The following is a 23,324-nucleotide window of genomic DNA, read 5'->3' as shown; positions in this document are numbered from 1 at the left end:
CGGGTCGCCGTCAGTCGCCGGAGAAGCCGAACACACCGAAGTGGGTGGGCTCGCCGTCGGTGTGCAGGACGACGTACTTCCCGGTCCACCGCAGGTCGACCTCGGTCCGCAGATACGGGGAGTCGGCGAGGACCCGGGTGAACTGCTCGACCGTCGGACGCTCGGTGCCGAAGTAGTCCAGCAGGCTCTGCGCCGGGAGCGGGCGGACGCTGCCCACGTCCTCGAACCCCAGCGGCTCCGAGGAGTCCTCGACGGCGTACGGGACGTCGAGGATCGAGTGGGTGCCCTGCTCGTCCATGAACTCCTCGTCGGCCCACAGCTCTTCCAGCGTGTCGTACTCCTGGCCCGCCCAGTGGGCGGCGAACTCCGCCCGGTGCAGGGCGTCCAGACTGCGCTGCGGCGAACCGAGGTAGGGCGTGAGGTAATGCCACTCGCTGGCGCCCATCCGAGTGCTCCTCCTGCTGCGGTCGACGTGCCTGGAAGCTACCGGAAGCCGCAGACAGGCCGAGTGGCCGTCAGTCGTGGCGGGCCGCCAGGGTGCGGGCGGCCTTTGCGCAGGTGCGGGCGATGGCGGGCTCGTCGGCGGTGGTGAGGTGGCCCCGTTCGACGACGGGGCGGCCGTCGACGAGGAGGAGGGTGAGCGGGGGGAGGGCGCCGAGGACGAGGGCGGCGACGGGGTCGGCGATGGTGGAGTGGAGGAGGCCGTCGACCTTCCAGAGGGCGAGGTCGGCGAGCTTGCCGGGTTCGACGGAGCCGATCTCGTGCTGACGGCCGAGGACCCTCGCGCCGCCCATGGTGGCGAGGCGCAGGGCCTGGCGGGCGGTGAGAGTGTCGGGGCCGCCGCGCAGGCGGCTGATCAGGAGGGCGTTGCGCAGTTCGGTGCCGAGTTGGCCGGACTCGTTGGAGGCGGTGCCGTCCACGCCGAGGCCGACCGGGACGCCGGCGCCGAGCATGTCGGGGACGCGGGCGATGCCGGCGGCCAGGCGGGCGTTGGAGGACGGGCAGTGGGCGACGCCGGTGCCGGTCTCGGCGAACTTGGCGAGGTCGGAGTCGGTCATGTGGACGCAGTGCGCCATCCAGACGTCCTCGCCGAGCCAGCCCGTGGACTCGAAGTAGTCGGTGGGGCCCATGCCGAACAGCTGGTGGCAGAAGGCCGCCTCCTCGGCGGTCTCCGAGCCGTGGGTGTGCAGCCGAACCCCCTTGCGGCGGGCCAGCTCGGCCGAGCGGGACATCAGTTCGGTGGAGACCGAGAACGGCGAGCAGGGCGCCAGGGCGACCTGCAGCATCGAGCCGGAGGAGCCGTCGTGCCACCGGTCGACCGCGGCCTCGGAGGCGGCGAGGATCTCGTCGGTGTCCTCCACCGCGTGGTCCGGCGGCAGGCCGCCGTCCTTCCGGCCGCGGTCCATCGACCCGCGCAGCGCGGTGAACCGCAGGCCCAGCTGCCGGACGGCCTCGATGGACGCGCCGAGCAGGTCGCCCGCGCCGCGCGGGAAGACGTAGTGGTGGTCGGCGGCGGTGGTGCAGCCCGAGGTGAGCAGCGCCGCCGCCGAACCCAGGGTCGCCGCGTGCACCAGCTCGGCGTCGATCCGCGCCCAGGACGGGTACAGCTCCACCAGCCAGTCGAACAGGATGCGGTTCTGCGCCAGTCCGCGGGTCAGCCACTGGTAGAAGTGGTGGTGGGTGTTGACCAGCCCCGGCGTGAGCAGGTGCCCCTCGCCGTCGATCCGCCGTGCCACGTCGGCCAGGCGGGGCGGCGGGGGCCCGTCGCCGACCGACTCGACGGTGTTGCCGAGGACGACCACGTGCCCGCGCGCGTACTCGGTGCCGGCGGCGTCGACGGTGGCGATCGCCGCGTTCTCGATCACGATCCGTCGAGCGGCGGCCGGGGGCTGCACTGCCATGGGAACTCCTGGGGGAGGCGACGGGTCGTCAGGAGACGGGGATGACCGGGGTGACGCCCTCCCGGTGCACGGTGCCCTCGATCAGGCCGTACATCCGGTCGGCGGCGAAGTACACCTCGTTCTCGTTCGTGAGCCCGAACGGCGCCAGGTCGACCAGGAAGTGGTGCTTGTTCGGCAGTTCCAGGCGGACCTCGTCCACCTCGGTCCGGTGGTTCAGCACCCGGGTGCCCATCGCGTGCAGGGTCTGCTGCAACGAGTACGAGTAGGTGTCGGCGAACGCCTCCAGCAGGTGCCGCCGGACCTCCTGGTACGAGTGGTTCCACTCCGGTTGCGGCCGGCCGTCGCGGCCGTGGAAGCCGAACGCCCAACGAGCCGTCACCTGGGTGGCCAGGATCCGGTCGTAGGCCTCCCGGAGGGTGGTGTACCGGTCCTTGAGGTAGCCCCAGAACTCCGAGTCGGTGGTGTTCATCACCACCAGGTCCTTGAGCCCCGAGACCACCCGGAACCGGTCGCCGTCGTACAGCACCTCGGTGGTGCGCACCTCCTGCCCGCTGCGGACGAAGGAGTGCCCGCCGTCGCCGGCTTCCGCGGCCCGGTCCGCGGTGCGGATCCGCTCCCAGCCGTACTCCTCGACCCGGATCCGGGCGCTGTGCACCACGCCGCGCTCGGTGTGCTCCACGAAGTGCCGGGCCAGCAGGGCGGCGAACCCCTCGGCGGACTCGATGCCATACTGCTTGGCGAACGCGTACACGGTGTTCTTGGTGGAGTCGGTGGGCAGGCAGTTGGCGTTCGAGCCGGTCAGGTGGACGTCGTCGAACTCGCCGCGCAGCGAGACCGAGACGTTCAGGTCCTTGATCTCGTGGCGTCCGGAGTCGCGGCGGACCCGGACGATGCGGTTCTCCGCCTTGCCGTACTGGTTCTGCCCGAGCACGTGGGCCATGACGTGTCTCCTAAGCGGTGGGCGGCGTCCAGGGGGTTAGCTGCCGCGGTAGACCGAATAGCCGAACGGGTTCAGCAACAGCGGGACGTGGTAGTGCCGCTGGACAGGCGCGACGGTGAAGACGATCGAGACCTCCGGGAAGAACGGCGGCTGTCCCGACCCCGGGTCGGCCGCCTGCGCCGCGTGGTACTTCGCGGTGTCGAACAGCAGCCGGGCGACCGAGCCGCCCGCCACGTCCGGCAGGTCCGTGACCCGGCCGTCGGCGTCCGTGGCGGAGGCGCCGAGCACCTGCCAGCCGCCCTCGGCGTGCACGGCCAGCTCGACCGGGACGCCCTCGGCCGGGCGGCCGAGGCTGGTGTCGAGCACGTGGGTGGAGATGCCGGCCATGAACCGTCCTTGCGTGTGGGTGACCTGACGATGCGTCAGGCGGAGAGGGCGAGCAGGCGGAGCTCGTTGATCCGGCGCAGTTCCTCGCGGACGGTCTCCGCCTCGGTGGCGGCGTCGTGCGGCAGCCGCTCGCGCAGGGCGGCGAGCAGGTCGGCCGCGGTGCGGCCGGTGGCGCAGATCAGGAACAGGTGGCCGAACTTCGCCTCGTAGGCGGCGTCGGCCGCGGCCAACTCGTCCAGCACGGACGGCTCGACGCCCCGGAGGCCGGCCTGCTCGCGTTCGGACGCCGCGTCGCCGGCCTTCGGCGTGCCGATCCGGGCGTGGCCGGCCAGCGCCTCGGTCAGCTCGGCCGGCGACAGCCGGGCCGTGGCCGTCGCGTTGGCGGCCAGCAGCGCGGCGCGGTCGGGCCAGGGGCGGGAGGCCGCGACGGCGGCGGCCCAGGCGGGGCTGGCGCAGACCTCCAGCAGGATCGCCAGCAGGTGGGCGGGCTCGGCGGAGGACAGCGCGGTGAGCGGGAGAGGGGCGGCGGGCGGCTCCGGGGATGGCTCGGTCACGGAGGGACCTCCTGGGGTTGGTGCCACCCGGACAAGCTAGAGCGGGCCCGACGGGCCGTCAACGCTTTGTTGAACTGTTTGTGGCGGGGGCGTGCGGCGGCGGCCGTGCGCGGCGCCTGCCGGTCAGGACTTCTCCTGCCGGTTCAGGTAGTTGTACACGGTGAACCGGCTGACACCGAGCGCCGACGCGACCGTCTCCACCCCATGGCGGACGGTGAACGCCCCGCGTTCCTCCAACAGGGCGACCACCCGCTGCTTCTCCGTGCGGTTCAGCTCGGCCAGCGGGCGGCCGTCGAACTGGCGGGCCGTCTCGGCCAGCAGCCGGTCCAGCGCACTGCCCAGGTGCGGCAGCCGCACCGCGACGGCCGGTGCGCCGTCCCACTCCAGGACGACGTCCTCGGCCCGCGCCTCGGCCGGATCGACGGCGGTGGCGCCGATCGCCTCCAGCAGCGGCCGCAGGGCCGCCGTGAACGGGTGCTCGTCGAGCGGTGCGGGGCCGGCCGGCGCCGGGCCGTCGGCCAGCACGCTGACCTGGAGCGAGATCCGGCTGGCGCCGACCGCCAGGGTCTCCCGCAGCAGCCGGGCCGTGGCGGCCAGCGCCTGCTCGGCGTCGCCCTCGGCGCTGGTGCCGAACGGCCCCACGGCGACGGCCAGTCCGGCGTCCTCGACCGCCCGGCGGGCGGTTCTGGCGTGCTCGGGGAAGCCGTCCAGCTCGAACGGCTCGGTCGTGAACTCCACCATCACTCGCACACGCTCACCTTAGCGATCGTCCGTCGAAATGTTTGTCGGATGTAATGACCAAATGGAGCGATCGGTCGGATTCGGTGATCGCTGCCGACCTGCCGGGTTCGGCGTCAGCGCGGGCGCACCATGACGGTGAGCCGCGGCGAGTCGGGCGCGGCCCGCTGGCTGTTGAACGCCCGGTAGCCCCAAGTCCCGTACAGCGTCTGGACCTTGCCGTTCCCGGCGAGCGGGTTGACCATGAGCGTGACGCGGCTCTCGGTGCGGTGGGCGAGGAGTTCGTCGTGGATGCGGCGGGCGGTGCCGGTGCCGCGCCAGGCGGCGCGGACGCCGATCTCCTTGAGGGCGAGCACCGGGGCGTCGGTGAAGCCGTCGGGGAGCGGCTCGGCCATCCGCGACCAGTACCGGTCGTCGGCGTCGACGGTGTTGCCGTAGGCGTACCCGACCGGGAATCCGCCGCGGTAGCCGAGGACGAGTCCGAAACCGGGGTCGGCGAGGTGCCGGTCGAGGCGTTCGACGAACGCTTCGACGCGGTAGTTGGCCAGTTGCAGCAGCGGGGCCCGGACGTCCGCGTAGACGTCCAGCAGATCGCGGCGGGCCTGCGCGGTGAGGGCGGTGAGGTGGCGGAGTTCGACGGTCACGTGGTGGTCCTCCTGGCGGCGAAGCGGGTGAACCCGGCCCGGATGCGAGCGAGTTCGCTGTGGGTGGTGAGAGACAGCAGCATGCCGGTCGCATTGACGGTCGACCGGGGCGGGCCTACGCTCCCAGGACTCTCCCGGCGTTCGGAGGCCCCTGATGCCGCTCGGCGATGGTGTGGTGATCCGCAGTCGGCGGGTGGTGCTGCCGGACGGCGAACGGGCGGCCGACGTGGTGGTCCGGGGCGGACGGATCGAACAGGTGGCGGCCCACGGGGCGGTGGGCGGCCGAGGGGTGACCGACCTCGGCGCACTCGTGCTGATGCCCGGACTGGTCGACACCCACGTGCACGTCAACGAGCCCGGCCGCACCGAGTGGGAGGGCTTCGCCTCCGCGACCAGGGCGGCGGCCGCCGGCGGAGTCACCACGATCGTCGACATGCCGCTCAACTCCGTTCCACCCACCACGAGTTCGGCCGGCCTGTCGGCCAAGCGGAAGGCCGCCGAGGGCCGGCTCTGGGTGGACGTCGGCTTCTGGGGCGGGGCGGTGCCCGGGAACCTCGGCGAGCTGGAACTGCTGCACCGGGCAGGAGTGTTCGGCTTCAAGTCGTTCCTGGCCCCGTCCGGAGTGGACGAATTCCCGCACCTGACCGGCCCCGCCGAGCTGGTGGCCGCGCTGACCGAACAGGCCCGGCTCGGCGCGCTGGCGATCGTCCACGCCGAGGACCCGGCCGTGCTGGACGCCGCCCCGAACGTCGGCGGCGCACGCTACCGGGACTTCCTGGCGTCCCGTCCGGACGCCGCGGAGAGCGTCGCGGTGGCCGGGCTGCTGGACTGCGCCCGGCGCACCGGCGCCCGCGTGCACCTGCTGCACGTTTCGAGCGCCGCCGTCCTGCCGCTGCTGCGGCAGGCCCGGGCGGACGGCGTGCGGGTCACCGCCGAGACCTGCCCGCACTACCTGACCCTGGCCGCCGAACAGGTCCCCGACGGGGACACCGCGTTCAAGTGCTGCCCGCCGATCCGGGACGCGGCCAACCGGGAGCTGCTCTGGCAGGCGCTGGCGGCGGGCGAGTTCGCCGCCGTGGTCTCCGACCACTCGCCGTCGACGAGCGAGCTGAAGCTGAGTCAACGCCATGGTGGGAGCGGCGACTTCGCTGCCGCGTGGGGCGGGATAGCGTCGTTGCAGGTGGGCTTGCCCGCCGTGTGGACCGAGGCGCGACGGCGGGGGCATTCGCCGGCGGACGTGGTGCGCTGGATGGCGGCCGGGCCGGCCGGGCTGGTCGGTCTGTCGGGTGTGAAGGGCGCCATAGCGCCCGGCTGCGACGCAGACCTGGTGGCGTTCGACCCCGACGGCGAGTTCACCGTCCGGCCCGAACAGCTCCGCCACAAGAACCCCGTCACCCCGTACGCGGGCCGCACCCTCACCGGGCTGGTCCGTCGCACCTGGCTGCGCGGACGGGTCGTCGACCTCGACGGCGCGCCGCACGGCCGGCAGCTCGTCCGTCGTTGAAGTCCGTCAGGAGGAGGGTCGGTTGAGTACTGGATCGGATCCGGACGTGCCGTTCACCGAGCTGGTCGACCTGGCCTCGCGGGCGCTCGGCGCGGGCGTGGTCGCCACCAACGAGGACACCTTCGCCGACGCCGAGAACCTGCTGGTCGCCGCGCCCGCCGAGTTCCGCCCGCACACCTTCGGGCACAAGGGCCAGATCATGGACGGCTGGGAATCCCGCCGCCGACGCGGCGTCAGCGCCGAACAGCCCCACCCCGTCGACGAGGACCACGACTGGGTGATCGTCCGGCTCGGCGCGGCGGGCGTGGTGCGCGGCGTGGTGGTCGACACCGCGCACTTCACCGGCAACCACCCCGAGACGGCGTCCGTCCAGGCCGCGTCCGTCCCCGGACACCCCTCGCCGGCGGAGGTCGCCGCGGCCTCCTGGACCGAGATCGTTCCGCGGACGGCGCTGCGCGGCGACAGTGCGCACCTCTTCGCGGTGTCGGACCCCGTGCGGTACACGCACGTCCGGCTGAACATCTGGCCGGACGGCGGCGTCGCCCGGCTGCGGGTGCACGGCGTGGTGCTGCCCGATCCGCGAGAGCTGGTCGGGCTGACCTTCGACCTGGCCGCGCAGGAGTACGGCGGTGTCGCCGAGGACGCGTCCGACCGGTACTACTCCTCCCCGCACCACCTGAACGCGCCCGGGCGGGCGCGGGTCATGGGGGAAGGGTGGGAGACCCGGCGGCGACGCGACAAGTCCCACGACTGGGTGCGGATCGCGCTGGCGGGGGAGGGCGAGGTGCTGGCGGTGGAGGTGGACACCTCGTGCTTCGTCGCGAACGCGCCGGGGTGGGTGGAGCTAGTGGGTCTGGGCGGGGAGGGCGAGGTGGTGCTGCTGCCGCGGACGCGGTTGCAGCCGGACACCCGGCATCGGTACCGGCTCCCGGGGGGCGCGCCCGTGACGCACGTGCGCGTGAACGTGTATCCGGACGGGGGGTTGGCGCGGGTCCGGCTGACGGGGCGTCTGACGGAGGCGGGGTGGCACGGGCTGGTGGGGCGGTGGGTGCGGGCGGTGCCGGAGGCGGAGGCGAGGGCGGAGGTGATCGGGGGGCTTTCGGGTGCGGGTCGGAACAGGGGACCGGAAACGGCGGGACGCGACGCGCCCTGCTGATCGCGGGCAGACCCGGCCTCGCCGTTCCCCGAGCCCCTGCGAGAGCTCCCGCGCACGGACTCTTCGGGGCATATGCCTGTCAAGGGGGTGGCGCTCTGGTGGGGGAATATCCGGTGAGCTGATGATGGGGCGGTGATCGGCTGGATACGCTGGGCTGACGGTGGGATGCGAGGGAGGGGGTCCGGGAGATGACGACGGTGAGCCGGGGTCGGAGTGATCTGCTGGGGCCGGGTGGCGGGGGTGCGGGCCCGTTCGGGGTGTTGCGGCGGGCGCTGCGATTGCTGGAGGCCGTGGACCGGTACGCCGACGGGTGCACGACGGCGGAGCTGTCGCGGGCGCTGAGCATGCCGGAGTCGGCCGTCCGGCAGTTCGCGGAGGAGCTGGAGACCGAGGGGTACCTGATGCACCTGGACGGGGTGTGGACGCTCGGCGGGGCGTTCACGCTGCTCGGGGCGCAGCACCGGGAGCCGCTGGTGCGGGCCCGGTTGCACCATCGGCTGGAGGATCTGCGGGACGAGCTGGGCGCCGCCGTGTACTTCAGCCGGTACCAGGACGGCGAGTTGCTGGTGGAGGCGGTCTGCGACGGCGAGGACGCGCCGGCCGTGCACGAGTGGGTGGACTTCCGGGCCACCGCGCACGCGTCCGCGATCGGCAAGTGCCTGCTCGCCCAACTCGACCACGCCGCGAGGCTGGACCACTTCGCCCGGCACCCGGTGGCCCGGCTCACCGCGAGGACCATCACCGAGACCGACCGCCTGCTGCACCGGCTCGACCGGCAGCCCGCGACCGTCCCCGTGCTGGACTTCCAGGAGTACTCGATGGACGCGGTCTGCGCCGCTGTCCCGATAGTCGCCGGGAACACGGTGGGCTGCCTGGCCACCTCGCTGCCCGCCGAGCAGGCCCACCGGCTGCGCGAGGCCGCCGAGTTGCTCACCGCGCGGGCGACGCCGCTGATGCTCGCGATGGCGGTGTGACCGGCTGACGGGTGGGGGCGTCGTACCCCGGCATTACGGTCGCCGGCGCCGATCGAAAGCAGCAGGCCCGGGAGGCCCTGGCCCGGTGTGCGGACGCCCCGCCCACCGGGTGCTGGAGCTGCGTACCGCGCTCGGGATCGCGAATTTGCGGCAGGGGAGGGGTGACAGCACGTTGGCCGGTGCGGTGGCGGACTGGCGGGCGTACTTCGGGGAGGAGCACGACGGGACGGTCGCCGCCCGGGAGGCGCTCGCGGGGTAGCAGAACGGGGGCCGTCGCGTGGATCCGGCGATCCGGTGCGACAGCCCCCGTCGGTTTCGACGTTCCCCCCTCGTTCTCCGGACCGGCGGGCAGGCCGACGGTCCGGAGCGACGTCGAAGGTCGAGCCCGTCCCCCGGAACGGGCTTCCCCCCTGGACTCCACGCTAGGGCGGACGGGTGGGGTGCGGTTTGGCACTGGGTGCCCGGCCGGTTGGCGAGGCGTCAACTGTCAGGGCAGGAGTGGCGGCGGTGGTCGCGCGGGGCGAGGCCGTACGCGGTGCGGAAGGCGCGGCTGAAGTCGTCGGGGCGGGGGATGCCGCAGCGGGCGGCGATGGTGCCGATCGGGACGTGGCGCAGGGCGGGGTCGGCGAGGTCGCGGTGGGCCTTCTCCAGGCGCAGGCGGCGGATCCAGGCCGCGACCGTGTCGCCGTCGGTGTGCTGGGCGAACAGCCGGTGCAGGTAGCCGACCGAGATGTGGTGGGCGGCGGCGACGGTGGCGGGGGACAGCTCGGGGTCGTGCAGGTGGCGGCGGACGAAGGCGCGGACCTGTTCGACGGTGGCGCGCTGCCGGGCGGTCTCGGGGAGTTCGGTGTCGTCCGCCAACTCTTCGGCCAGCCAGGCGGCGACCAGGTCCACCGCGATCGGGCCGAGCCGGTCGGCGAGGGCGGGGCCGAGGACGGGGGCCTGGCGGTCCACGCTGAGCAGGAAGTCCGCGAGGATCGCCGCGGACCCCTCGGTGGCCCGGAAGCCCCGGCCGAGCAGTCCGCGCAGCCGGTGCGGGGGGATCGGCAGCAGCGCCGTCGGGAAGTCGATGCCGACGCCCTCGACACGCGGTTCGCCGCCCGTCGCGGTGCGTTCGCCGAGCGCCCGCAGCTCGTACGGGCGGGAGCTGTCCAGCATGGTCACCTCGCCGGGGCGGAACAGCTGGGTCGGCTCGCCGTCGCGGGTCAGCGCGAGCGCGCCGTGCTGAACGAACGTCAGGTGGAACACCCCGGGGTCGGAGCGCCGGACCCGGGCGTCGGTGCGGCGGAACCGGGCGGACGGGAAGGAGGTGCCGAGGAAGGTCACCGGTCCGAGTGCGGAGCGGCGCAGTTCGGCGTCGAAGCGGTCGATGTCGGCGCTGGTGGCGTCGCAGTCCCTGGTCAGTCCGATCAGGTCGCGCCAGACCTCGAACCGCTCGTGTGGTCGGAGCTCCCCGAGCGGGTCGTCGCTCTCCGCCGCCGCGGCCATGCTGTGCCCACCTTCCGTTGCCCTTCGGCGACTCGCCGTGTCCGCCGACAGCATCGCAGGCCGCCACCAGGGCCCCGTACGGCGGGTGTCATCACAGGGGGATGCGACGGCCGCGCCTGGGCCGACCGGGCGAAATCGGTGAACACGCGCGCGGCCGGAGCGGCCGCGCCCCCGGGCCGGACTAAACAGGGCATACCAGTCAGTTCGGGTTCGGGCCACCGTATTTCACCGGCGTATTTCACCGGCGCATTTCACCGACAACGGAAGTCCTGGAGTATTCAGGAGAAAACGTGACGCATGGTGTCGGCCGTGGCCTGCGCCGAGCCCCGGACCGTGAACCGCCGGGCCGCCTGGCGGCCTCGCTGCGCGGCGGCGTCCAGGTCGATCTGCCACCGCAGCTGCGCACCGGGGCGTTCACTCCCGCCGCGCCGTGGGCGGCCGGCTTCCGGGCCGGCGCGGCGTACGGGCAGGCGCCGGGCGAGGAGGCCGAGACCGCCTTCGGCGCGCCCGGCCGACCGCCTCGGCGCACTCGTCAACACCGGCGCCGACCGTAGCGACAGCGAACTCGTCCGCGGCATCGCCGAGTTGCCCGGCACCCGCCGCCAGGACCGGCCGCGCGCCGGGCGAGACCGAGCGAGACCGAACGAGGAGAACGGTGAACCACGGAATCAGTGTGCTGTTCCGGGCGATTCCCCTGCTCATGGGCGCGGTGTCGGCCGCGCTGGGCGGCTACGTCCTTGCGCACTCCACCGGGCCGAGCGCCCGGGTCGCGGGCCTGGTGCTGGTCTTCCTGGCGGCCGTCTGCCTCTGCCTGTTCGCCACCGCGGCGACCGTCGTCCGGCAGCTGATCGGCCGCTTCACCGCGCTGGACCGGTTCGGCTACCCGGCGTTCGGCTTCGCGGTCGCCGGGGCCGCCATCGGCTACGGGGTCTGCCTGCTCACCGAGAGCCACCGGCCGCCGCCGGACTTCGTGGCCGGGAGCGCGGTCCTCGGCATCGGCCTGGTCTGCGTGTGCGTCTCGTCGGTGGCCGCCGTCTCCACCCGGTTCGCGCTGATCAGCGAGAACGCCGCCCTTCCCGAGGGTTCCCCGCCGCGCTCGCCCGCGCCGTTCCGTCCCTTCGCGGCCCGGACCCTGGTGGCGGTCCCGGTCCTGGCAACCGTCGTCGCCGCAGCCTGGGCGACCGTCCTGCTGGCCAACGGGGGCGGCGGGGACGAGGCCGGGCGCTTCACGGCCGGGCACGTGGTCGTCGACCTGGCGATCGTCTGCACCTGCCTGGTCGGGCTGGTGGTCAGCCTGCTGCGGCAGATCCAGAACACCTACAGCCGGCGGGACCGGATCTGGTGGCCCGTCGTGGCGGGCACGCTCGGGGCCATGGACATCACCGGGGGCCTGGTCGTCGTCGCCCTGGACCCGCGGCCCACCCAACTGGCCACCGGCTACGTTCAGATCGGGCTGGGGCTGATCGCCTGGACCGTCCTCGGCACGCTGCTGCTGCTCGTCCTCGTCTGGCGCCGCGACGCTCCGTCGGCCGACCGCATCCCGCTGATCCCGATCGGCACCGCCCTGGTCTGCCTGTTCATGTCGGCGTTCCTGTTCGAGTCGGCCGACCCGGACGTGATCGTCGCGGCCCGGGTCCTGGTCGGCCTCGGCGGCGTCTGCTTCGCGTTGTTCTCCCTCGTCTCCATCCTGGAGAGCGGCACCGGCGGCCGGGGCTGAGGAACCGCCGGGGAGAAACAGAAGAGGCAGGGAGCCGATGCTCTCCTGCCGCTATCCAACTTATATCCGACGGGGGGCCTTGCGGCAAGGCCCCCTCGATGGCGGACAATCGCTGACTGAATCGGGAAAGCAGCGCAAAGAGCATCAAACCGGGCAGAGTACGCGAAGTGCCCGGCAGGGGATCGGAGAAGCAGGACATGACCCACCAGACGACCAGTGCCTTCGAGCTGCCCGAGCGGCTCGCCGCCAAGGCGGACCCGGCCCTGATCGCCGACGACGAGCGGCACTTCGCCACCGTCGCCGCGACCCTCGAACAGGACATCGCCGAGCTGACCGCCCGCCTCGACCAGGTCCGCCGCAGCCCCGGCGGGACCGGTCGCGCCGCCATGGACCGTGACAACGAGGTCCACCAACTCTCGTCCCGACTCCGGACGTTGCGCCGCTTCGGCAGCGACCTGTGCCTCGGCCGGATCGTTCAGGCCGACCAGTCCGAACCCGTGTACATCGGCCGGCTCGGCCTCGCCGACGGCGACGGCCGCCGACTGCTGATCGACTGGCGCTCGCCCGCCGCCGAACCGTTCTTCGCCGCCACCCACGCCAACCCGATGGGCCTCACCAGCCGCCGCCGCTACCGCTGGCAGCGCGGAAAGGTCGGCGACTACTGGGACGAGGTGTTCACCGCGGACGCGCTCGACGGCCACGCCGCGCTCGACGACCAGTCCGCGTTCATCGCCAGCCTCGGCTCCGCCCGCTCCGAGCGGATGCGCGACGTCCTCGCCACCATCCAGGCCGACCAGGACGCCATCATCCGGGCCGGCTCGCGCGGCGCCCTGGTCGTCGACGGCGGCCCCGGCACCGGCAAGACCGTGGTCGCCCTGCACCGCACCGCCCACCTGCTGTACTCCGACCCGCGCCTGGGCCACCGCAAGGGCCGGGTGCTGTTCGTCGGCCCCCACCAGCCGTACCTGGCCTACGTCGCCGACGTGCTGCCCAGCCTCGGCGAGGAGGGCGTGCAGACCTGCACGCTGCGCGACCTGCTCCCCGAGGGCGCGGCCGTCGCCGAGGAGGAGGACGCCGAGGTGGCCCGGCTGAAGGCCGTCGCCGGCATGGTCGGCGCGATCGAACAGGCCGTCGGGATCTACGAGGAACCGCCCACCGAGGCCTGCAAACTCGCCATCGAGTGGTACGAGATCTCGGTCCAGCCCGAGGACTGGTCCGAGGCCTTCGCCGCCGTCGGCCCCGGCACCCCGCACAACGAGGCCCGCGAGACCATCCTCGACGAACTCATCACCATCCTGATCGACAGGAACGCCCACGCCCTCGACGACGAGGAACACGGCATCTCGCCCGAGATGCTCGCCCGCGAACTCCGCCGCGACCGCGAACTGCTCACCGCGCTGCGCCGTGCCTGGCCGATCCTCGAACCCACCGACCTGGTCGGCGACCTGTGGACCGTCCCCGCCTACCTGCGGCTGTGCGCGCCCTGGCTGAGCCGCGAGGAGATCCGCACTCTGCAGCGCACCGACCCCGCCGCCTGGACGCTCTCCGACCTGCCGCTGCTGGACGCCGCCCGCCGCCGCCTCGGCGACACCGCCGCGGACCGCCGCCAGCGCGCCCACCGGGCCCGGCTGGCCGCCGAACGCGAAATGATGGACGGCGTCGTCGACCACCTGCTGAACGCCGACGACGACGGCGAGGGCGCGACCATGATGCTGGGCGGCGCCGACCTGCGCGACGCGCTGATCGACCACTCCGAGCCCGAGCCGGTCAACCCCGACCTGCTGGCCGGCCCGTTCGCGCACATCGTGGTCGACGAGGCGCAGGAACTCACCGACGCCGAATGGCAGATGCTGATCGCCCGCTGCCCGTCGCGGTCCTTCACCATCGTCGGCGACCGCGCCCAGGCCCGGCACGGCTTCACCGAGTCCTGGACCGAACGCCTGGAGCGGGCCGGCCTGGAGCGGATCACCCTCACCTCACTGAGCGTCAACTACCGCACGCCCGAGGAGGTCATGGCCGAGGCCGAGCCCGTCATCCGGGCCGCCCTCCCCGACGCCAACGTCCCCACCTCGATCCGCCGCAGCGGCCTGCCCGTCCTGCACGGCGCCCCCGCCGACCGCGACGCCCTGCTGGACGCCTGGCTGGCCGAACACCCCGAGGGCACCGCCTGCGTCATCGGCGACCCGGACTACCCAGGCCTGCCCCGGGTCCGCTCGCTCACCCCCGAACTGGTCAAGGGCCTGGAGTTCGACCTGGTCGTGCTGATCGACCCGGAGTCCTTCGGCGAGGGCATCGAGGGCGCCGTCGACCGGTACGTCGCGATGACCCGCGCCACCGGGCAGCTCGCCGTCCTGCGCCACTAGGAGCTGTTCAGGGTTCGGGTCAGGTGGCTGGAGTCAGGGACTCCAGCCACCTGATCGATCCGCGAAGGCGCAGGCCACCGCCCGGGGTGGCGGTGGCGTCGCGGTGGGCGCGGCGGCGGCAGCGGAGCCACCCGCGCCCACGGATGGTCAGGCGCAGGATCGTCCGGCACGCGCGGCACTCCGCCGTCCGCGACCCTCGACTGCCGGGCCCCTGAACCGAACTCACTCCGGAACGGTCAGTCGGGGTGTCAGCCCGTCGGGCCCGACGGGGTAGCGGGCGAGGATCTTCTTCCTGGCGTCGGCGGACGGTCGGTGGAAGTACACCAGCTCACGCGTCGTCCCGGTGCACTGCGCCGGCCCGGCCAGCACCGCCCGCTCCGTGTCGTCCAGGACCAGCAGATCGCGTTCGGCGGCCAGCCCGGGCAGCCGGGCGAGGACGTCCCGGGCATTGTCGTCGTCCACCTCCAGCAACGCGTACGAGGTCGGTTCGGGCAGGCGGCCGGCCAGCGCCCGCGCGGCGTACTCCATCCGGACCGTGCAGTCCAGCCAGCCGAGGCGGCGTTCCGCCTCCGCCGGGTCGAACGCCCGGCAGATGACCTGCTGGATCGCCACATCGGCCACCGCCGCGTGCTTGGCGACGAAATGGTCGAGGTTGGTGCGCCACTGGCCGAGCATCTCCGCCGTGACCTCGCGCCGCGTCTGGTAGGACAGCGCCTCCGGCTGGAACGCGAACGCCAGCCCCCGGCGCCGCAGCCGGTAGCCGAGCTCGGAGTCCTCCAGGCCCCAGCCCCGGAAGCCCTCGTCGAAGCCCCCGATCGCGAGCAGGTGCTCGCGGCGCACCGACAGGTTGCAGGTGAACGCGTAGTGCCAGCAGGTCTCCAGGTTGTCGAGGTTCTCCGAGAACTCGGCCAGCAGGAACTCCCGGCCGTCCCATCCGACGATCTCCGGCATCGCGTCGAGCGAGAACTCCCGGGCCAGTCGCTCGTCGTCGATCTCCCCCTCGGCCATGTCGCCCCGGGGGCCGGCCACGACCAGGTCGGTGCGGAGCCGGTGGTACCGGGCGTGCGCAGCGAGGAAGCCGGGTTCGACGACCTGGTCGGCGTCGACCAGGACGACCACGTCGCCGGAGGCCGCGCGGATCCCGGCGTTGCGGGCCGCCGCCCGGCCGGAGGCCGAGGTCCGCGGCAGGAACAGGTACTCCAGGGGGTAGGGCGGCGCCAGTGCGGCGAGGAGTTCCCCGGTGCCGTCGTCGGAGCCGTCGTCCACCACGACGACTTCGAACGAGTCGCCGGCGTCGAGCTCGCAGAGGGCCAGGCACGACAGCAGTCGCCGCACCTGCGGGCCCGCGTTGTAGGACGGGACGACCACGCTGATGTTCATCGTGACCCGACCAGGCGTACGTTCACTTCGACTCCCCGTCCCGGTGTTCCACCGCGGCCGCATCCCGCGCACGCCAGGGTCCCACAGGGCCGGCGGGCCGGGCTAGGAGCCGGTTCGAGGTTCCGATCTTGTCGGCTCGCGTCTCTGGCAGAACTCGGAGTTGTGGCGCGTTCTGACCTGACGGATGCCGAGTGGGCCTTGATCGAACCGCATGTTCCGGTGGCTGCGGAGCCGATGCCGGACACCGTCCGTGGCTCCGCACGGGTTCGTGCCCGGGCACGCCGTAGGCGCAGGGCCCGGGCCGGCGACGGCCGGACTCGGCCGGTCCCCGGGCGGCCCGAGCAGCAAGATCCATGCGCATTGAACACGGCGGGCCGACCGTACGTACTACCGGACGGGGGCGCTTGGCCGTCCGGCCTCGCGCAACCGCTCACCGATGGAGGACGGATGCTTCGCACGATGGCAACGGGACTCCTCGCCGGCCTGCTCTGCTTCGGCGGCGCGGCCACCGCCATGGCCGCCGCCAACCCGAGCGGAACCGGGCCCCCGAACCAGTCCTGTCAGAGCTTCGAGACCCCCGGCACCGGTGCCGGAGCGCCGGGGCACTCCGGGACATCACCCGGGTCGGTGTTCAACGAACCCGGCTTCGGCAGCACGAACGGCGGCACCGGCGGAGCGGCCTACAACAAGGCGGGCGCGCCGTCGCAGTACGACGTCGCCTGCTTCCAGGTCAGTCAGCACTGACACCCGCTACGGCCCGGGCCGTCGAGCCCGGGCCGATCCGGTGGTCGGAGCGGTCATGAGCAGCAGTCAGTCGGCGGTGTTCGGGCCGAGCACCCGGTAGCGCAGGTGGGTGACGGTCGCGGAGGGGATCACCTCGGCGGGCTCCAGCTGGATCCGGAGGCCGTCGAGGAGCCGCTCGCCGGCGCCCAGGGTGACGGGGACGAGGTGCAGGACGAGCTCGTCGAGCAGCCCGGCCCGGAGGTACTGGCGGACGGTGGAGGCGCCGCCGGCGATCTCGACGTCCTGTTCGCCGGCGGCCGCGCGGGCCCGGTCGAGGGCGGCCTCGATGCCGTCGGTGACGAACTCGAAGGTGGTGCCGCCGCCCATCGGGAGCGGCTTGCGGGCGTGGTGGGTGAGCACGAACACCGGTGCGTGGTACGGGGGTTCGGGCCCCCACCAGCCCGTCCAGGTCTCGTCCCAGGCGCCCCGGCCCGGGCCGAACATGTTCCGCCCCATGATGTGTGCGCCGGTGTTGGCGTGCAGCGTGCCGAGCAGGTGCGCGTCCTGCTCCCGCCCCGGCCGGTCGGTCTCGAACATCCAGGAGGTCAGGGCCTCCCGCGCGCCCGTGCCGAACGGGTGCTCCAGGCTCTGGTCCGGCCCGGCGGTGAACCCGTCCAGCGAGACGGCCATGTTGGCGGTGACGATTCCCACGAGGGCTCCCGGTGGTTTTCGACGGCGGTGTTCCCCCGGCGATGCTAGGCAGCCGGGCCGCCGTTCAGCGGGAGCCGGGCGGCGGAGTGTCTTCCGGGGTGTCGTCGATCGGGAGCTCGGGCGGGTCGAGTCGGACGCGGCGGGCGGTCGGGTCGTCCGCCAGGTAGCGGACGGTGCCCTCCGCGCCGAGCTGCGGCGGCAGGTGCACCGGGAACTCGTACCGCACGCGGACGGTGGACTCCCCGTCCTGCCGGTCGGTGTAACGCAGCGTCAGGACGGCGGCCGTCCGGCCCCGGTGGTCGATCTCCTCCAGGGTCTCGCCCATCCCGACCACCACCGCCCGGCGGGCCACCGCCTCGGCGGCGAACCGCCGCTCGTGCAGGGCGCGCTCACGCGGCCGGTTCAGGGAGAACAGCCGCCGCTCACGATCCCGCCGGGCGGTGAACACCACTCCGACCGCGGCGGCCGCCGCCACCGGCAGCGGCCAGGGGCTGGACGACCCGACCGTCGCGCCGACCGCCATGGTCAAGGCGGCGGCCAGGGTGGCCGTCCACGGCCCGAACACCGGGTACACGTGGTCCAGGGTGTCCCAACCCGCCACCGCGAGGGCCATGAACGCCCCGTACGTCGCCACGGCCGCCGTCATCACCAGCGTCGTCGGCTGCTCCCGGTACCCCGCCCCGGTCAGCCACCCGCCGCCCAGCCCGACCCCGAGCGCGATCGCCAGCAGCACCCAGCGCAGCCAGAACAGTCGCGGCCACTTCCCCGCCGGTGGTATCGAACATCGGTAGTCCATGGGCGGGGATGGTAACCGGTCCACCGCCGAAGCGGGTTCGCGCCCCGCGGTCAGGCGTCGCGCAGCATGCAGGTCAGGCGGCAGCTGCTGATGCGCTTCCCGGCGTCGTCGGTGACGGCGATCTCGTAGGTGGCGGCGGTTCGGCCCCGGAAGACGGCGGTCGCGACGCCGGTGACGTGGCCGGAGACGGCCGGGCGGTGGTGGGTGGCGTTGAGGTCGACGCCGACCGCGTACCGGCCGGATCCGGCGTGGAGGGCTGCGCCGATCGAGCCGAGCGACTCCGCGAGTGCGGCGGAGGCGCCGCCGTGCAGCAGGCCGTACGGCTGCTGGTTGCCGTCGACCGGCATGGTGCCCACGACCCGGTCCGGGCCGGCCTCGAGGATGCGGATGCCGAGCCGTTCGGCGAGGCGGCCGAGCGGGATGAGGCCGGGGTCGGTGCTGAAGTCGGCGACCTGGTCGGGGAGGTCCTGGAGCGGGTCGAGCGGGAGTGCCTGGTTGGTCATGGCGTTCCTTCCGGTAATTGCTTCAGGACTGTAGCTACAGGAGTGAAGCTTTCACAAGATAGGCTGGCGCCATGGTTCGACCGCCCACACCCGCGAAGCGCCCGTACGCCCCGCGGATGGCCCCCGCCGAGCGGCGGGAGCAACTCCTGGACGCGGCACTGGAGATCATCAACCGCGACGGCGTGGCAGCCGTCTCGGTGGACGCGGTGGCCAAGGCCGCCGGCGTCACCCGGCCCGTGGTCTACGGGCAGTTCACCGACGCGGACCACCTGCTGCGCGCCCTGCTCGAACGCGAAGGCGAGCGGGCCCAGGCCCAGATGGCGGCCACGCTGCCGGGCGACCTGAACGGAGCGGACCCGGTCGAGGTCTTCACCGGCGTCGCCCGCGGGTACTACGACGCGGTGGTCACCGCCCCGGGCCGCTGGCGCGCGATCCTGCTCCCGGTGGACGGCACGCCGCCCGCCGTGCGCAAGTACAAGGAGCGCAGCGACGCGCTGATCCGCGAGCAGTTCGCCCGGGCCGTCCGCTGGTTCCTCCGCGACGCCGCCGACGCCGCCGATGCTGCCGACGCCGCCGCCGACCTCGACGTCGAGCTGCTGATCCGCCTGCTGCTGGCGGCACTTGAGGAGGGCGGCCGCCTCGTCCTCGACGACCCCGACCACTACCCGCCCGAACGCCTCACCGCGATGGCCCGGTTCCTCGTCGAGACCCTCCTCCACCGCTACCCGCACACCGCGCGCCGACCGCCGGCGGCATCCGCCCCGGGCCGGGGCGGTTCGCCCAGGCGGGCGAGCCGGTCCGCATCGACCTGATGGCGTAGCCCGGCCACTCGTTGGGGCACTCCGTGCGGCCGGCCCGGCCGCCGGCGGCCCGAGCGGCCCGGACCTGGCCGATGATCACATGCACCGCTCCGTGCCCGGCCCTCGCCCCTGGAGGCTCCGATGACCACCAGCAGCCCGCCCCGGCGCATCCTCGTCGTCTGCCTCGGCAACTACTGCCGCAGCCCGTTCGCCGCCCGGGTGCTGACCGACCTCGGGGGCGACGCGGTCGAGGTGCGCTCCGCCGGGCTGATCGGGACGTGGCAGGAGGCCCACCCCGAGATGGTCGCCGTGGCGGCCGTCCTCGGCTACGACCTGACCGGCCATCACCCCGCCCCCGTCACCCCCGAGCTGATCGAGTGGGCCGACCTGGTCCTCGCCATGGACCACGCCGTCCTCGACCGCCTCCACGCCCTGGTCGGCCCCGACAGCACCACCGAGATGCGCCTCTACCTCGACCACGACCGCGACGTCCCCGACCCGATGGGCCGCTCCGCCGTCGAATTCGTCTACTGCGCCCTGCTGATCGAGGCGGGCGCGGCGAACCACCTGCCCTGATGGCGCGTCAACCGCGACGGGCCACCGACAGCAGGACGTCCACCAGGCGGTCCGCCGCGTCCGGGCGGCCGTGTTCGCGGGCGCGTGCCGCCATCGCGGTGCGGCGCGGCTCGTCCTCCAGCAGGGGGCCGAGGGCGGAGCGGAGGTGGTCGGGGGTGACGGTGCCGAGGAGGGCGACGGCGGCGCCGGCCTGTTCCAGGTGGGCGGCGTTGTGGGCCTGTTCGTTGCCCGCCGAGGAGGCCAGTGGGACGAAGACCGCGGCCTTGCCGAGGGCCGTCAGCTCCGCGAGGGTGCCCGCGCCGCTGCGGCTGACCACGATGTCCGCCAGGGCCAGGACGTCCGGGAGTTCGGCGCCCAGGAAGCCGGTCAGGAAGTAGCGGCCCATCAGGTCGGCGGGCAGCCGCGCCGCCCGGGCGTGCAGGTCGGCCTCGTTCGCGGGGCCGCACTGGTGGACGACGTTGGCCCGCTCCAGCAGCCAGGGCAGGACCTCGGCCACCAGGGTGTTGATCTGCACCGAGCCCTGGGCGCCGCCCGTCACGTACACCGTCGGCAGCGACGGGTCGAAGCCGTACAGCCCGAGCGCGGCCACCGCCTTGTCCGGACGGCCCGTCAGGACCGCGGGGCGGACCGGGTTCCCCGTCACCACGGCGGTGCTGCGGGCGGCCTCCGGCAGCAGGGGCAGCGTCGACTCGGAGGAGACCGCCACCCGGGTCGCGGCCCGGGCCAGCACCTTGTTCGCCAACCCCAGGCGCACCGTCTGCTCGTGCACCACCAGCGGCGCCCGGCAGGAGCGCGCGGCCAGCCCCACCGGCACCGCGACGTACCCGCCCGTCGCCAGCACCACGTCCGGCCCGAACCGGCGGATCAGCGACCGGGCCTGGAACGCGCCCCACGGCACCCGGAGCATGTCCCGCACGTTCGCCGGGGAGATCAGCTTCAGCGGGTTCCTGGACCGCCGGACCTTCCCCGTGGCGACCGGCTCGAAGCTGATCCCCTCCGCCGGGGCGATCCGCGCCTCCAGGCCCTTCGCGGTGCCCACCCAGAGCACGTCCACGCCGCGGCGCTCGGCCGCCAGCCGCGCCTGCAACGCCCGTACCGCCGTCAGCGCCGGATACGTGTGCCCGCCGGTGCCGCCGCCCGTCACCACCAGCCGGAGCGCCCGCTGTTCGCTGCCCATCCTCGTACTCCTCCCGATCGATTCCGTGCCGTCCCCAAGGGTGCACGCTTACCTGGCGGTCCGTCACATTCCGTGGCGGAACGATGAGAAGGGTGGGGAACGGGTGCGCGAGGCGTACATGGATCGTGCGGTCGCGGCGGCGGTCGCGGCCCGCGGCGGCGTGCCGGAGCCGCTGACGGCGGAGCGGCTGCGGGAGTGGCAGCGGGCGGACGCGGCGGCCCGGCCGCGGCCCGGGCTGCGGGAGCTGGCCGACGGGGGCCGGTTCGAGGTGGGGCTCGGCGAGGGCGTGGTGTGGGCGCGCCCGGCCGGCGCGAGCGGGCGGTTGCCGGTGCTGCACTACCTGCACGGCGGCGGGCTGATCGGCGGCAACGCGTACGCCGTACTGCCGCGCGTGCTGCGGGAGTTGGCGGAGCCGCTGGGGATCGCGGTGGTGTCGGTGGAGTACCCGCTCGCGCCCGACGCGCCGTACCCGCAGCCCCTGCACGCCTGCCGCGACGCCCTCCGGTGGACGCTGGCCAACGCCGCCCCGCTGGGCCTCGACCCGGCCCGGGTGGTGCTGGCCGGGAAGAGCGCCGGGGGCGGCCTCGCCGCCGCGCTCGCCCTGCTGCTGCGCGACGAGGGCGGCCCGGTGACGATCGGTCAGCTGCTGCTCAGCCCGATGCTCGACGACCGGGGCGGCACCGCGTCCGCCCGCCAGCTCGCCGGGCGCGACACCTGGGACGCCGCCTCGAACGCCACCGCCTGGCGGGCGGCCCTCGGCGCGCGGTACGGCACGCCCGACGTCCCGCCGTACGCCGCGCCCGCCCGCGCCACCTCGTTGGCGGGGCTGCCGCCGGCCTACCTGGAGGTGGGCTCGGCGGAGACCTTCCGGGACGAGGTGGTGGCCTTCGCCGGCGCCCTCTGGCAGTGCGGCGGCAGCGCCGAACTGCACGTGTGGCCCGGCGCCTGCCACGGCTTCGACACCCTGGCGCCGGGTGCGGCCGTCAGCCGGGCGGCCGTGGCGGCGCGGCAGGGGTGGCTGCGGCGACTGCTGGAGTGAGAGGGGCCGTCAGTGCGGTCAGTCCGCCCGCAGGATGCGCGAGAGGTAGATCCGCGGCGGGTCCGCGTCGTCGTCCACCGTGTACTCCACCAGGCCGAGATCGCGGGGCAGCGGCGCCGAGTGCATCCCGGGCCGCCCCGGGACCGGCAGGCTCAGCTGCGGGAACGGGTGTTCGCGCAGGTCGACCAGGAACGCCACCAGGGCGGAGAACACGTCCGGCGGCGTGCCCGGATCGCCCAGGGACTCCGCGACGGCCGGGGAGAGGACGAGCGGATCGTCCTCGGACTCGCCGTGGCCGCTCACCGGTCCTCGAGGCGGCGCAGTACCGCGGACGCCGGGGTGCCGGGTGCGGTGCCGGACCGGACGGCGGTGTGGATGCGGTCGCCCTCCGGGTCGCGGTAGAGCTCGGCCCGCAGCCACCACCGCCGCAGGACACCGCCGATCGTCGTGTCGTCCGCCTCGCCCATCTCCCGGTAGAACTCCATCCGTTGCGCCGGCGGCAGCGCGGCGGCCACCGCGTCCTGGGTGCGCGGGATGGGCGGGGTGCCGTCGTGATGGCCGTACAGGGATGCGGCGCTCACCATGTCCTCCGGAGTCTCGGGCGGGCGGGGCCACCGCCCAGTGTGCTCTCCCCGGATTCGCGGCCGACGGCCGGGGCGCGGGGTCGGGCGGTGAGTGCTCGGATCAGCCGGGGACGTCGGTCGGGACCCAGCCGGTGGAGGTCCAGCCGGCGGGGGTGCGGGTGAGGAAGACGTGCCGGTGGCGGCGGTCCCCACTCGCCTGCCAGAACTCGGCGGTGACGGCGTGCAGGGCGTAGCAACTCAGCGCGGGGGAGGGGGTGGCGCACTGCGGTGCGGGCCGGACGGGGCCGCGCAGGCGGACCTGGCGGCCCGGTTGCGGCCAGTAGAAGGTGAGGGCGGCGTCCGGTCGGGCGGCGAACTGACGGGCCTTCGGGGAGCCGGGCTCGGTCCAGAAGTGCCAGGCGCCGGCGGCCCGGTCGACGTCGCGCAGGACGAGCACCCGGGCGTCCGGGCGGCCCTCGGCGTCGACCGTCGACAGGGTCATCACCTGCGCGTCCGGGACGCCGGCCGCGAGGGCGTCCAACAGCCAGGCGGTGAACACGGCGGCCGGGTCGGCAGGGGTGGCCGGGTCCGGGGCCGGGTAGCCGGCGGCAGCGAGGACCGGGTGGCCGATCAGGGCCCGGACCAGCGGGTCGGGTGCGGTGCGGTCGGTCAAGGCGTCTCCCGGGGTGG

The 23,324-nt window shown here is 73.9% G+C and carries 27 protein-coding genes; 11 read left to right on the top strand and 16 right to left on the bottom strand.

Annotation, left to right across the window (positions count from 1 at the left end; all coding sequences use genetic code 11):
• Positions 1 to 10 precede the first annotated feature (10 nt).
• From CG736_RS05240 to CG736_RS05210, 7 genes are all read right to left on the bottom strand, one after another.
• Positions 11 to 445: a hypothetical protein gene (locus CG736_RS05240; protein ID WP_100584909.1), complete on the bottom strand. Its 435-nt coding sequence runs from the start codon at positions 443 to 445 to the stop codon at positions 11 to 13.
• A 70-nt stretch (positions 446 to 515) separates the two neighbouring features.
• Complete coding sequence (locus CG736_RS05235; protein ID WP_100584908.1) at positions 516 to 1,901, bottom strand: 8-oxoguanine deaminase; 1,386 nt, start codon at positions 1,899 to 1,901, stop codon at positions 516 to 518.
• Between the two features lie 28 nt (positions 1,902 to 1,929).
• Positions 1,930 to 2,841: a factor-independent urate hydroxylase gene (pucL, locus tag CG736_RS05230; protein WP_100584907.1), complete on the bottom strand. Its 912-nt coding sequence runs from the start codon at positions 2,839 to 2,841 to the stop codon at positions 1,930 to 1,932.
• 36 nt (positions 2,842 to 2,877) lie between these two features.
• A complete protein-coding gene (gene uraH / locus CG736_RS05225) occupies positions 2,878 to 3,228 on the bottom strand; it encodes a hydroxyisourate hydrolase (protein ID WP_100584906.1) in 351 nt (116 codons plus the stop codon).
• Between the two features lie 35 nt (positions 3,229 to 3,263).
• Entirely contained in the window at positions 3,264 to 3,782 is a 519-nt protein-coding gene (gene uraD / locus CG736_RS05220) for a 2-oxo-4-hydroxy-4-carboxy-5-ureidoimidazoline decarboxylase (RefSeq protein ID WP_100584905.1), read from the bottom strand.
• Positions 3,783 to 3,905: 123 nt separating this feature from the next.
• The gene (locus CG736_RS05215) at positions 3,906 to 4,304 is read right to left on the bottom strand and encodes a helix-turn-helix domain-containing protein (RefSeq protein ID WP_100585053.1); all 399 of its coding nucleotides are present in this window, start codon (positions 4,302 to 4,304) and stop codon (positions 3,906 to 3,908) included.
• A 332-nt stretch (positions 4,305 to 4,636) separates the two neighbouring features.
• Positions 4,637 to 5,164: a GNAT family N-acetyltransferase gene (locus CG736_RS05210; RefSeq protein ID WP_100584904.1), complete on the bottom strand. Its 528-nt coding sequence runs from the start codon at positions 5,162 to 5,164 to the stop codon at positions 4,637 to 4,639.
• 154 nt (positions 5,165 to 5,318) lie between these two features.
• Here CG736_RS05210 and allB point away from each other — a divergent pair, with 154 nt between their 5' ends.
• The 4 genes from allB to CG736_RS35945 all read left to right on the top strand — a co-directional run bounded on the left by allB (position 5,319) and on the right by CG736_RS35945 (position 9,057).
• Positions 5,319 to 6,668 carry an allantoinase AllB gene (gene allB, locus CG736_RS05205; RefSeq protein WP_100584903.1) on the top strand — a complete coding sequence of 450 codons (1,350 nt, stop codon included), beginning with the start codon at positions 5,319 to 5,321 and terminating at the stop codon, positions 6,666 to 6,668.
• A 22-nt stretch (positions 6,669 to 6,690) separates the two neighbouring features.
• Complete coding sequence (gene alc, locus CG736_RS05200; protein WP_100584902.1) at positions 6,691 to 7,824, top strand: allantoicase; 1,134 nt, start codon at positions 6,691 to 6,693, stop codon at positions 7,822 to 7,824.
• A 188-nt stretch (positions 7,825 to 8,012) separates the two neighbouring features.
• Complete coding sequence (locus tag CG736_RS05195) at positions 8,013 to 8,798, top strand: IclR family transcriptional regulator (protein ID WP_100584901.1); 786 nt, start codon at positions 8,013 to 8,015, stop codon at positions 8,796 to 8,798.
• Between the two features lie 85 nt (positions 8,799 to 8,883).
• Positions 8,884 to 9,057: a hypothetical protein gene (locus CG736_RS35945; protein WP_157815421.1), complete on the top strand. Its 174-nt coding sequence runs from the start codon at positions 8,884 to 8,886 to the stop codon at positions 9,055 to 9,057.
• A gap of 221 nt (positions 9,058 to 9,278) precedes the next feature.
• Here CG736_RS35945 and CG736_RS05190 read toward each other — a convergent pair whose 3' ends face one another.
• On the bottom strand, positions 9,279 to 10,286 hold the full coding sequence (locus tag CG736_RS05190; RefSeq protein WP_100584900.1) for a helix-turn-helix domain-containing protein: 1,008 nt from the start codon (positions 10,284 to 10,286) through the stop codon (positions 9,279 to 9,281).
• Between the two features lie 290 nt (positions 10,287 to 10,576).
• Here CG736_RS05190 and CG736_RS05185 point away from each other — a divergent pair, with 290 nt between their 5' ends.
• The 3 genes from CG736_RS05185 (at position 10,577) to helR (ending at position 14,366) form a co-directional block, all read left to right on the top strand.
• The gene (locus CG736_RS05185; protein WP_100584899.1) at positions 10,577 to 10,840 is read left to right on the top strand and encodes a hypothetical protein; all 264 of its coding nucleotides are present in this window, start codon (positions 10,577 to 10,579) and stop codon (positions 10,838 to 10,840) included.
• Between the two features lie 101 nt (positions 10,841 to 10,941).
• On the top strand, positions 10,942 to 12,003 hold the full coding sequence (locus CG736_RS05180; protein WP_100584898.1) for a DUF2776 family protein: 1,062 nt from the start codon (positions 10,942 to 10,944) through the stop codon (positions 12,001 to 12,003).
• A 197-nt stretch (positions 12,004 to 12,200) separates the two neighbouring features.
• Complete coding sequence (helR, locus tag CG736_RS05175; RefSeq protein ID WP_100584897.1) at positions 12,201 to 14,366, top strand: RNA polymerase recycling motor ATPase HelR; 2,166 nt, start codon at positions 12,201 to 12,203, stop codon at positions 14,364 to 14,366.
• A 222-nt stretch (positions 14,367 to 14,588) separates the two neighbouring features.
• Here helR and CG736_RS05170 read toward each other — a convergent pair whose 3' ends face one another.
• Complete coding sequence (locus CG736_RS05170) at positions 14,589 to 15,746, bottom strand: glycosyltransferase family 2 protein (protein ID WP_157815420.1); 1,158 nt, start codon at positions 15,744 to 15,746, stop codon at positions 14,589 to 14,591.
• Between the two features lie 459 nt (positions 15,747 to 16,205).
• Here CG736_RS05170 and CG736_RS05165 point away from each other — a divergent pair, with 459 nt between their 5' ends.
• Entirely contained in the window at positions 16,206 to 16,490 is a 285-nt protein-coding gene (locus CG736_RS05165; protein ID WP_100584895.1) for a hypothetical protein, read from the top strand.
• 66 nt (positions 16,491 to 16,556) lie between these two features.
• On the opposite strand, the gene CG736_RS05160 is transcribed toward CG736_RS05165, so the two are convergent.
• The 3 genes from CG736_RS05160 to CG736_RS05150 all read right to left on the bottom strand — a co-directional run bounded on the left by CG736_RS05160 (position 16,557) and on the right by CG736_RS05150 (position 18,479).
• Positions 16,557 to 17,159, bottom strand: coding sequence for a dihydrofolate reductase family protein (locus CG736_RS05160; protein WP_100585052.1), 603 nt, complete (start codon positions 17,157 to 17,159; stop codon positions 16,557 to 16,559).
• An 85-nt stretch (positions 17,160 to 17,244) separates the two neighbouring features.
• Complete coding sequence (locus tag CG736_RS05155) at positions 17,245 to 17,976, bottom strand: hypothetical protein (protein WP_157815419.1); 732 nt, start codon at positions 17,974 to 17,976, stop codon at positions 17,245 to 17,247.
• A 50-nt stretch (positions 17,977 to 18,026) separates the two neighbouring features.
• Complete coding sequence (locus CG736_RS05150; RefSeq protein WP_100584893.1) at positions 18,027 to 18,479, bottom strand: PaaI family thioesterase; 453 nt, start codon at positions 18,477 to 18,479, stop codon at positions 18,027 to 18,029.
• Between the two features lie 71 nt (positions 18,480 to 18,550).
• On the opposite strand from CG736_RS05150, the gene CG736_RS05145 reads away from it, so the two are divergent.
• Together CG736_RS05145 and CG736_RS05140 are read left to right on the top strand one after the other, a co-directional pair.
• The gene (locus CG736_RS05145) at positions 18,551 to 19,291 is read left to right on the top strand and encodes a TetR/AcrR family transcriptional regulator (protein ID WP_100584892.1); all 741 of its coding nucleotides are present in this window, start codon (positions 18,551 to 18,553) and stop codon (positions 19,289 to 19,291) included.
• A gap of 129 nt (positions 19,292 to 19,420) precedes the next feature.
• Positions 19,421 to 19,855 (top strand): low molecular weight phosphatase family protein, encoded by a 435-nt coding sequence (locus tag CG736_RS05140; protein ID WP_100584891.1) that lies wholly within the window; start codon positions 19,421 to 19,423, stop codon positions 19,853 to 19,855.
• Between the two features lie 7 nt (positions 19,856 to 19,862).
• Here CG736_RS05140 and CG736_RS05135 read toward each other — a convergent pair whose 3' ends face one another.
• A complete protein-coding gene (locus CG736_RS05135; RefSeq protein ID WP_100584890.1) occupies positions 19,863 to 21,032 on the bottom strand; it encodes a glycosyltransferase in 1,170 nt (389 codons plus the stop codon).
• Between the two features lie 103 nt (positions 21,033 to 21,135).
• Between CG736_RS05135 and CG736_RS05130 the strand changes: the two genes are divergently transcribed.
• The gene (locus CG736_RS05130; protein WP_232733791.1) at positions 21,136 to 22,071 is read left to right on the top strand and encodes an alpha/beta hydrolase fold domain-containing protein; all 936 of its coding nucleotides are present in this window, start codon (positions 21,136 to 21,138) and stop codon (positions 22,069 to 22,071) included.
• Positions 22,072 to 22,089: 18 nt separating this feature from the next.
• On the opposite strand, the gene CG736_RS05125 is transcribed toward CG736_RS05130, so the two are convergent.
• The 3 genes from CG736_RS05125 to CG736_RS05115 all read right to left on the bottom strand — a co-directional run bounded on the left by CG736_RS05125 (position 22,090) and on the right by CG736_RS05115 (position 23,307).
• Positions 22,090 to 22,374, bottom strand: coding sequence for a hypothetical protein (locus CG736_RS05125; RefSeq protein ID WP_100584889.1), 285 nt, complete (start codon positions 22,372 to 22,374; stop codon positions 22,090 to 22,092).
• Complete coding sequence (locus tag CG736_RS05120) at positions 22,371 to 22,652, bottom strand: hypothetical protein (RefSeq protein WP_157815418.1); 282 nt, start codon at positions 22,650 to 22,652, stop codon at positions 22,371 to 22,373. Before CG736_RS05120 ends, CG736_RS05125 begins: the two co-directional genes overlap by 4 nt.
• Before the next feature lie 103 nt (positions 22,653 to 22,755).
• Positions 22,756 to 23,307: a pyridoxamine 5'-phosphate oxidase family protein gene (locus CG736_RS05115; RefSeq protein WP_232733790.1), complete on the bottom strand. Its 552-nt coding sequence runs from the start codon at positions 23,305 to 23,307 to the stop codon at positions 22,756 to 22,758.
• Between the last annotated feature and the right edge of the window lie 17 nt (positions 23,308 to 23,324).

The sequence above is a fragment of the Kitasatospora sp. CB02891 genome, from assembly GCF_002803145.1.
GTDB lineage: Bacteria > Actinomycetota > Actinomycetes > Streptomycetales > Streptomycetaceae > Kitasatospora > Kitasatospora griseola.
Note: the sequence above shows the minus strand (reverse complement) of the source record. Positions and strands in the feature narration are given on the sequence as shown.

Bases quoted from the DNA above. Each gene is read 5' to 3' on its own strand.
- CG736_RS05145 (WP_100584892.1), top strand. From the start codon at position 18,551: ATGGTTCGACCGCCCACACCCGCGAAGCGCCCGTACGCCCCGCGGATG.
- CG736_RS05170 (WP_157815420.1), bottom strand. From the start codon at position 15,746: ATGAACATCAGCGTGGTCGTCCCGTCCTACAACGCGGGCCCGCAGGTG.
- CG736_RS05150 (WP_100584893.1), bottom strand. From the start codon at position 18,479: ATGACCAACCAGGCACTCCCGCTCGACCCGCTCCAGGACCTCCCCGAC.
- allB (WP_100584903.1), top strand. From the start codon at position 5,319: ATGCCGCTCGGCGATGGTGTGGTGATCCGCAGTCGGCGGGTGGTGCTG.
- CG736_RS05190 (WP_100584900.1), bottom strand. From the start codon at position 10,286: ATGGCCGCGGCGGCGGAGAGCGACGACCCGCTCGGGGAGCTCCGACCA.
- CG736_RS05235 (WP_100584908.1), bottom strand. From the start codon at position 1,901: ATGGCAGTGCAGCCCCCGGCCGCCGCTCGACGGATCGTGATCGAGAAC.
- pucL (WP_100584907.1), bottom strand. From the start codon at position 2,841: ATGGCCCACGTGCTCGGGCAGAACCAGTACGGCAAGGCGGAGAACCGC.
- CG736_RS05160 (WP_100585052.1), bottom strand. From the start codon at position 17,159: ATGGCCGTCTCGCTGGACGGGTTCACCGCCGGGCCGGACCAGAGCCTG.
- CG736_RS05135 (WP_100584890.1), bottom strand. From the start codon at position 21,032: ATGGGCAGCGAACAGCGGGCGCTCCGGCTGGTGGTGACGGGCGGCGGC.
- CG736_RS05155 (WP_157815419.1), bottom strand. From the start codon at position 17,976: ATGGACTACCGATGTTCGATACCACCGGCGGGGAAGTGGCCGCGACTG.
- helR (WP_100584897.1), top strand. From the start codon at position 12,201: ATGACCCACCAGACGACCAGTGCCTTCGAGCTGCCCGAGCGGCTCGCC.
- CG736_RS05140 (WP_100584891.1), top strand. From the start codon at position 19,421: ATGACCACCAGCAGCCCGCCCCGGCGCATCCTCGTCGTCTGCCTCGGC.
- CG736_RS05240 (WP_100584909.1), bottom strand. From the start codon at position 445: ATGGGCGCCAGCGAGTGGCATTACCTCACGCCCTACCTCGGTTCGCCG.
- uraH (WP_100584906.1), bottom strand. From the start codon at position 3,228: ATGGCCGGCATCTCCACCCACGTGCTCGACACCAGCCTCGGCCGCCCG.
- CG736_RS05195 (WP_100584901.1), top strand. From the start codon at position 8,013: ATGACGACGGTGAGCCGGGGTCGGAGTGATCTGCTGGGGCCGGGTGGC.
- CG736_RS05165 (WP_100584895.1), top strand. From the start codon at position 16,206: ATGGCAACGGGACTCCTCGCCGGCCTGCTCTGCTTCGGCGGCGCGGCC.